Annotated in this window: 7 protein-coding genes; 2 read left to right on the forward strand and 5 right to left on the reverse strand. The window is 54.7% G+C overall.

Annotated elements, in window-relative coordinates:
- Nucleotides 1-413 precede the first annotated feature (413 nt).
- Entirely contained in the window at nucleotides 414-2003 is a 1590-nt protein-coding gene (locus WMW72_RS31700) for an S-layer homology domain-containing protein (RefSeq protein ID WP_341419602.1), read from the forward strand.
- Here WMW72_RS31700 and WMW72_RS31705 read toward each other — a convergent pair.
- A complete protein-coding gene (locus WMW72_RS31705; RefSeq protein ID WP_341419603.1) occupies nucleotides 2000-2185 on the reverse strand; it encodes a hypothetical protein in 186 nt (61 codons plus the stop codon). The genes WMW72_RS31700 and WMW72_RS31705 overlap by 4 nt on opposite strands.
- Before the next feature lie 61 nt (nucleotides 2186-2246).
- Here WMW72_RS31705 and WMW72_RS31710 point away from each other — a divergent pair, with 61 nt between their 5' ends.
- On the forward strand, nucleotides 2247-2597 hold the full coding sequence (locus tag WMW72_RS31710; protein ID WP_341419604.1) for a ribonuclease M5: 351 nt from the start codon (nucleotides 2247-2249) through the stop codon (nucleotides 2595-2597).
- Nucleotides 2598-2602: 5 nt separating this feature from the next.
- Here WMW72_RS31710 and WMW72_RS31715 read toward each other — a convergent pair whose 3' ends face one another.
- The 4 genes from WMW72_RS31715 to ureG form a co-directional block, all read right to left on the reverse strand.
- Nucleotides 2603-3529, reverse strand: a complete 927-nt coding sequence (locus WMW72_RS31715) for an AEC family transporter (RefSeq protein ID WP_341419605.1) — start codon at nucleotides 3527-3529, stop codon at nucleotides 2603-2605.
- Nucleotides 3530-3588: 59 nt separating this feature from the next.
- Complete coding sequence (locus WMW72_RS31720) at nucleotides 3589-4530, reverse strand: SCO family protein (RefSeq protein WP_341419606.1); 942 nt, start codon at nucleotides 4528-4530, stop codon at nucleotides 3589-3591.
- Nucleotides 4531-4843: 313 nt separating this feature from the next.
- The gene (locus WMW72_RS31725) at nucleotides 4844-5719 is read right to left on the reverse strand and encodes an urease accessory protein UreD (RefSeq protein ID WP_341419607.1); all 876 of its coding nucleotides are present in this window, start codon (nucleotides 5717-5719) and stop codon (nucleotides 4844-4846) included.
- Nucleotides 5682-6344: an urease accessory protein UreG gene (gene ureG, locus WMW72_RS31730; protein ID WP_341419608.1), complete on the reverse strand. Its 663-nt coding sequence runs from the start codon at nucleotides 6342-6344 to the stop codon at nucleotides 5682-5684. Before ureG ends, WMW72_RS31725 begins: the two co-directional genes overlap by 38 nt.
- Nucleotides 6345-6478: the final 134 nt, after the last annotated feature.

The following is a 6478-nucleotide window of genomic DNA, read 5'->3' on the forward strand; positions in this document are numbered from 1 at the left end:
GTACTCGGAACGGGTAATAAACGACTGTTTTACGACAGAAACGATGTTCAAGGTCCTAGTCCGCCAGCCGTTCAGCCTTCTCCCTGCCTGATGAGTCGTCTGGCACATAAAACGCCCCGAAACGGGCGTTTTTTTGCGGAACAGACCGGAGAATTTATATGACGTGTGTCTTATTTTCCCGGGACCTTCGGTCAAATTCAGCCGATCCGGGCAACACTGCCCCTCGTATAAACGTTTAGATAAGGAGCCGCCGTGTTTCGGCATGCTTGAAGCCGGGTAATGGATCAACAGACTGCCGCTAGTCCGGTGGCCCTAATCTTGCAGGCAAGGAGGTGAACCGATCAGCAGGCCAGGCCTTGTAGGTATCATCGATTTCATCGCACTAGTAGAAGCAGATAAGGAGTGAACCGTAGATGAAGTTTTCTGTCCTGCAGAAGACGGCTCAAACCACCGTTCTCATGATGCTGCTGTCCATCCTCATGCCGGTTCTGGCCTTTGCGGCCAACGGCTTTACGGTTACTTTCAACAACGGCACCGTGACCGGCAGCGTATATTCCGATGTGTACAGCGAAGTAGCCCCCTCCGTCTATGCCTATGATGCGAATGGCAATCAGATTGGAGTCGCTACCGCTACGTACAGCGTCTATGCAGACGGCGTGTACAAGTACAACTTCACCGTTACTGGTCTGGGCGTATACGATAAGATTCGCCTGCATGGACCGGTCGGAACCAAATTCACCGGCGTCAATGAAGCGGTATACCAGACCGTGTACCAAACCTATGACTCCGACGAAGGCTCGAGCGGCGGCGGTGGAGGCGGCGGGGGCGGAGGCCCGTCCACGAACGCCTCTGAAACCATCAGTGTCGGCACGGACGGCACCGTCAATGCCGAGCAATTGAAAAATTCCTTCGAGAAATATGACACCGTGATCCTGACACTTAGCGGGGATACCGTCACAATCCCGGCTCAAGGTCTGGAAACCTTCCTGTCGAATGACAAGAAAGTGCTGAAAATTAGCAATGACAACGGAACATACGTGCTTCCGCTATCTGCACTTCGTCTCAGCGACTTGGCCTCCAAGCTGTCGACTACGGTCACCGATCTGAAGCTGAAGGCGACCATTCAGGCGGCGGATGAAGCTACGGCGGCTGCCGTCAGCGAAGCGGCCCAAGCGCTCGGCGGGACGGTTCTCGCCAAGCCTGTCGATTTTAACCTCGTAGGGATCGGCAAGGACGATGAGACGGCTGCCCATGATTTCGGCAGCACCTATGTGAGCCGGACGCTTCCGCTCGCGGACGAAGCCAAGTCCTTCGAATCGACCGGCGTGAGATACGATCCTTCGACAAAAAAGCTAAGCTTCGTGCCGACCGTATTCTCTGGCAAGGAAGCCGTGCTGAAGCGTAACGGTAACAGCTGGTACGCCGTCGTGAAGCTGAATAAGAGCTTCACGGATATCAGCGGCCACTGGGCGCAAACGAATATCGAGCTGCTCGCCAACAAGCTGGTCGTGGATGGGGTGACCGATACGTCGTTCCAGCCGGAGCGCAGCATCACGCGCGCCGAGTTCGCAGCACTGGTCGTCCGTGCGTTGGGCCTTGAGCCGTCCGGCAGCGGAACGTTCAAGGATGTCTCGGCCAGCGACTGGTTCGCAGGCGTGGTCGGTGCCGCAGCCTCAGCCAAGCTGGTGGACGGCTATGAGGACGGCACCTTCCGTCCGAACGCCACCATCAACCGTGAAGAGCTCGCTGCCATGGTCGTGCGTGCACTGGACTACGCCAAGGCTAAGCCGAGCGTGAACGCCGATCAACAGCAAGCACTGCTCGCGAAGTTCAAGGATTCCGGCTCCATCGTATGGGCTAAGCAAGAGCTGGCTACAGCCATCGAAGCTGGCATCATCGACGGTATGACGGAGGACGAGCTGGGTGCGCGAAGCGACGCGACCCGTGCCCAATCCGCCACCATGCTGAAGCGGTTGCTAGAGAGAGCCAACTTCATTAACTAAAGGATCGACGAACAGACAGCCGTCCAAGGCTGAACGATCCGGCAAAAGCCCCGCACATCGGCTGATGTGCGGGGCTTTTCGGCACGGCGCACGTTCTTGCAATCGACAATGAGCATAAAGTCTGCCGGTGTCAGCTCGACAATTTCCTGGGAAATAGCAGGATGGCCGATTGGTTTAGACATCAAAAGGGGATATACTACAACTACATGAATAGAAAATCGGACGGATTGCGAGGGTTCGGATATGGGAGTTGCTATCATTGTCGAAGGAAAAAATGACAAAAGCAGATTAAAACGGCTGCTCACGGACGATGTACTACTCGTCTGCACGTATGGTTCACTAAACACCGCCAGGCTGGAGGCGCTCAAGAAGGCGATCGACGACCGGGAGATCTTCCTGTTCACCGATAATGATTCCTCCGGCAAAAAAATACGGGCCATTCTGCGCGACACGTTTCCCGATGCGGAGCAGATCTATACGCGCCGCGGTTATGCGGGAGTGGAAGGTACGCCGGATGAATACCTGATTCAGCAATTGGAAAAGGCCGGGCTGGAGGAATACATCGTGTATCCCCCTATTCTCCCGACCCTCTAAGAGAATCACCGTATGAACTGCATCAGATAAATAACGAGCGTCACCGTAAATATACTGAAAATCGTCGATGAAAAGACGACCTGCGACGAAAATTCCGGTTCATTATCGTATTCGACAGCCAGCAGAACGCTGCTGAGCGAAGTAGGAACCGCACAAGACAACACGAGCGCTTGAGCCATCGTTCCATGGATGCCGAGCAGCAGTACGATGCCAAACCCTACGGCCGGGCCGACACATAAGCGCAGCACGTTCGACAGCATCACGTCGGAGAGCATCAGCTTCCACTTCATGCTGCCCAGCTGTACGCCAAGCGTCAGCAGCGCAGTTGCAATAAAAGCATTGGAAATATAATTGATCGGCGTGTAAATCGGCCCCGGAATAGGCACTTCGAGCCCGCGCATCAGGAAGGCGATCGGAATGACATAAATAACGGGCATCGAGAAGATCGTTCGCAAGGTCTTGCCCAGCTCGTTACTCTTCGTCCTGTTCACGGAGTAAATCCCGTATGTATTAGGAATCAGACTCTGCATCATCATGATGATGATCTGAATCGACATCGTAAAGGCATCCCCTACAAACACGAGCTGATTCAGCGGAATGGCATAGTTCGCGCTATTGTAGAAAATAACGCTGTTGCGCACCGCAGGAACCATCCCTCCCTTGTATCCCCGAAGCCGGATCACAATCTCCATCAGGATGAACATAGCCGCGAAGTAGACAACGAAGAAAAGCATCGTTTGTCCCAATACAGCGAGCGACAGCGTAGATTCATACAGCATCTTGAATACGACAGCCGGCGAGAATAGATAGAAATTCAGCTTCGACAGCGTACGAATGTCTAGCTTAAACGCCCGGTATAGGATGACCCCAAGCGCGATCATGACCGTTAACGGAATGATATTGTTAAGCAGGATGTAAGAGAACACGCCCATGACGGGTTAAGCCTCCGTCTTCGCGCGCGGCGTACCTATGAGAACGCCGGACACGCAGCTTATTTTTCCTTGCTGATCTTGATCAAGTCCGCAGCTACCTTCTGTACGTCCAGATTCTCGTCGTGTCCGCTGTAATACGTACGCAAGTTGCCCTTACCGTCGACGAGCAGGAACAGATTGCTATGGGTCCACGAGTCATTCTTCGTATCCTTCTCGACCAGCACACCGAATTTGCGCGCCAGCTCGACCGTTTCCTTCTCATCGCCGCGCAGGAAGTACCAGCCCTTGTAATCCGGGTTATAGCGGCTGGAGAATTCCTTGAGCCGTTCCGTTGTATCCTTGGTTGGATCGAATGAAATCGACATAATCGCCGTGTCCGTACCGAATACACCCTTCTTGATCAATTCATTCTGAATTTTCGACAACGTAAAGGTCGACGGCGGACATACATCCGGGCAAGTGGAAAAGAAGAAATAAACAAGCTTGGCTTTCCCTGCCGTATCGGCAAGCGAGACTTCCTTGCCGTCCAGATTTTGCAGCTTGAAGTCAGGCGCCTTCTGTAAGATCCCCATCTTCTCATCCTTCGACTGGCCCTGCAGCAGCATGTAGCTGAATGTGCCGATCAGACCGACCAGCAGCACCATGACTACGATTTTAAACGCATTGTTTGGCATATTCATCCCCCTCTTCGATTCTTTTTCTCCCAAAAATAAATCCCGGGGCGCCGGAGCACACCGCGGGATTGTAGGTGATTGCCTTTGCCTTATGTCAGGCCCTCTTGAAGCTGTTACGTTGTGGCTGATCAACAGGATGATGAACAGCAGTAGCCAGACATAAGTAAACAGCCCGATCAGACTGAGCAGCGTCGCGAGCGGACTTTGTACGAGAAGCCAGAGTACCGAAAGCCCGGCTATCCCCAGCGCAATGCCGTACCTCAACACCGTCTGCGGCGAGATGATCCCGCTGACGAGCGCAGTTCCGTGTACACTCCATCTTCGCATCCATATCGCGGTCCAACATATTAGTGCCCGAAGTCGTGACGAGCACAGTCCCAAATGAGCCTCAGCCAGTTGATGTCTCATCCGGATGCGTGACTAACATTTGCGAAGCATGTGATGTTCTTCACTTGCTTCTCATGCTCCTTTATCATAACAACCCGCTGTTCGTTTGACAATAAAGGGGGAACAGAGTTCAAAATATTGTCGAAACCCCCGAGGTCTTCCTGACGGAAGAGCTCGGGGGCCGTTGAGTACCATATGAGGGAGTTCAGTTAGCTGTTGCCGGACAAGTGCTGAATAGCCGAGCGGCATCCTCTCACTTGGGTGGCGTCCACACCGTCAGACCGAATAGCTCGCTCCGCACGAAGCTCCAAGCCTGATGAAGCAAGCGCTGAAGATCAAGCACGCCTCCGCCCAAGGCATTCAGCACGAGGCCGTGCTTAGCTGTCAGGCTAATGCCGAAGGACAGCTCGCCGCGTGCGGTGAAACACTCCTCCAGATGCCCCCGGAGCGCTTCCGCTAACGGAGCATCCGCCCGCTCCGAGAACAGCAGCAGCGAGCCCGCATGCGTCAGACTCCCCCAGCGGCCGATCGTCTGGGGAGCGCCATGGTCCGGCTCCACTCGCTGCTGGTTGTAATATATCAGCTCATCCTCTTCGTACACGGCGAGCCGATTGCGGTACAGGCGAAAGCCGAATTGCTCTCCGCGGTAGGTACGTCCGGGACATAAGATTTCCCCGGACAGGAAGGATGCCCCGCTCCCGAGACGCACCTCCGTCCGGCTCCACAGTCCAGCATCGCGGTACAGCATGACTGGCTCCGGCATATACTCGACATAAGCCCCAGCAGCGAGGCGAAAAGACTGGTTCTGCACACTCAGTTCGGCAATATCAGAACCAGGTGCACGCGGAGGATGCACCTTGGTATAAGACTGGTTCGTCACATAGGCGCAGCTGCCTTCCCCGAACTCCCAATCCAGCTCGTACCGGTCGCCCGCCATCATCCCTGGAGAGGCATCCATCACATACACGCCCAATTGCTGCTGTGGGAAGCGAAAGGTCTTCGCGATTTTCAAGGGATAGGCATGATGATGGCTGCGCATCCGGGTCAAGCCTCCTGTGACATCGAAGGAGGCGGAGACCCTGCCGACGACATCAGGCATGGCTGTATTCGTGCTCGATCCATTCGACAATCGGAGCCAGCCCGTCGCCGTTGAACAGATTGGAGAAGACGAAAGGCTTATCGCCGCGCATCCTCACCGTATCCTCTTCCATCACCTTGAGCGAAGCCCCGACGTGAGGTGCGAGATCGATTTTATTGATGATGAGCATATCCGACCGCATAATGCCCGGACCACCCTTGCGGGGGATCTTCTCGCCCTGCGCCACATCGATAATATAGATGAAGCGATCCACCAGCTCGGGGCTGAAAGCCGCCGCCAGATTGTCGCCGCCGCTCTCGATAAAGATGATGTCCAGCTTCTCGAAGCGCTGCTCCAGCTCCTCGATCGCCTCGAAATTCATCGAGGCATCCTCGCGGATGGCGGTGTGCGGGCAGCCGCCCGTCTCCACGCCGATAATGCGCTCAGCCGGCAGCGCCTTGGAACGGATCAGGATGGCCGCGTCTTCCTTCGTGTAAATATCATTCGTAATCACCGCGATGCTGTACTTATGATTCAGCGACCGGGCCAGCCGTTCGACGAGGGCCGTCTTCCCGGAGCCTACGGGCCCCCCGATGCCGAACCGCATGGGACGCTGCAAAGCCTCCCGTGCAGGTGTTTCCCAATGATGATGATGGTGCGCGCCTCCTTGACACATATCCATTACCTCCCACTATAAATTAATAAATTCTCTTGTTTTCTCACTCTTTCTTAGACTTTCAACCATGGACTTTTTGAGAGCTGGAGAAGTCATGTAAGGATGACATTATTTTCTGGTGGAGCCGGTGGCAG

Source organism: Paenibacillus filicis (assembly GCF_038070315.1).
Taxonomy (GTDB): Bacteria; Bacillota; Bacilli; order Paenibacillales; family NBRC-103111; genus Paenibacillus_G; species Paenibacillus_G filicis.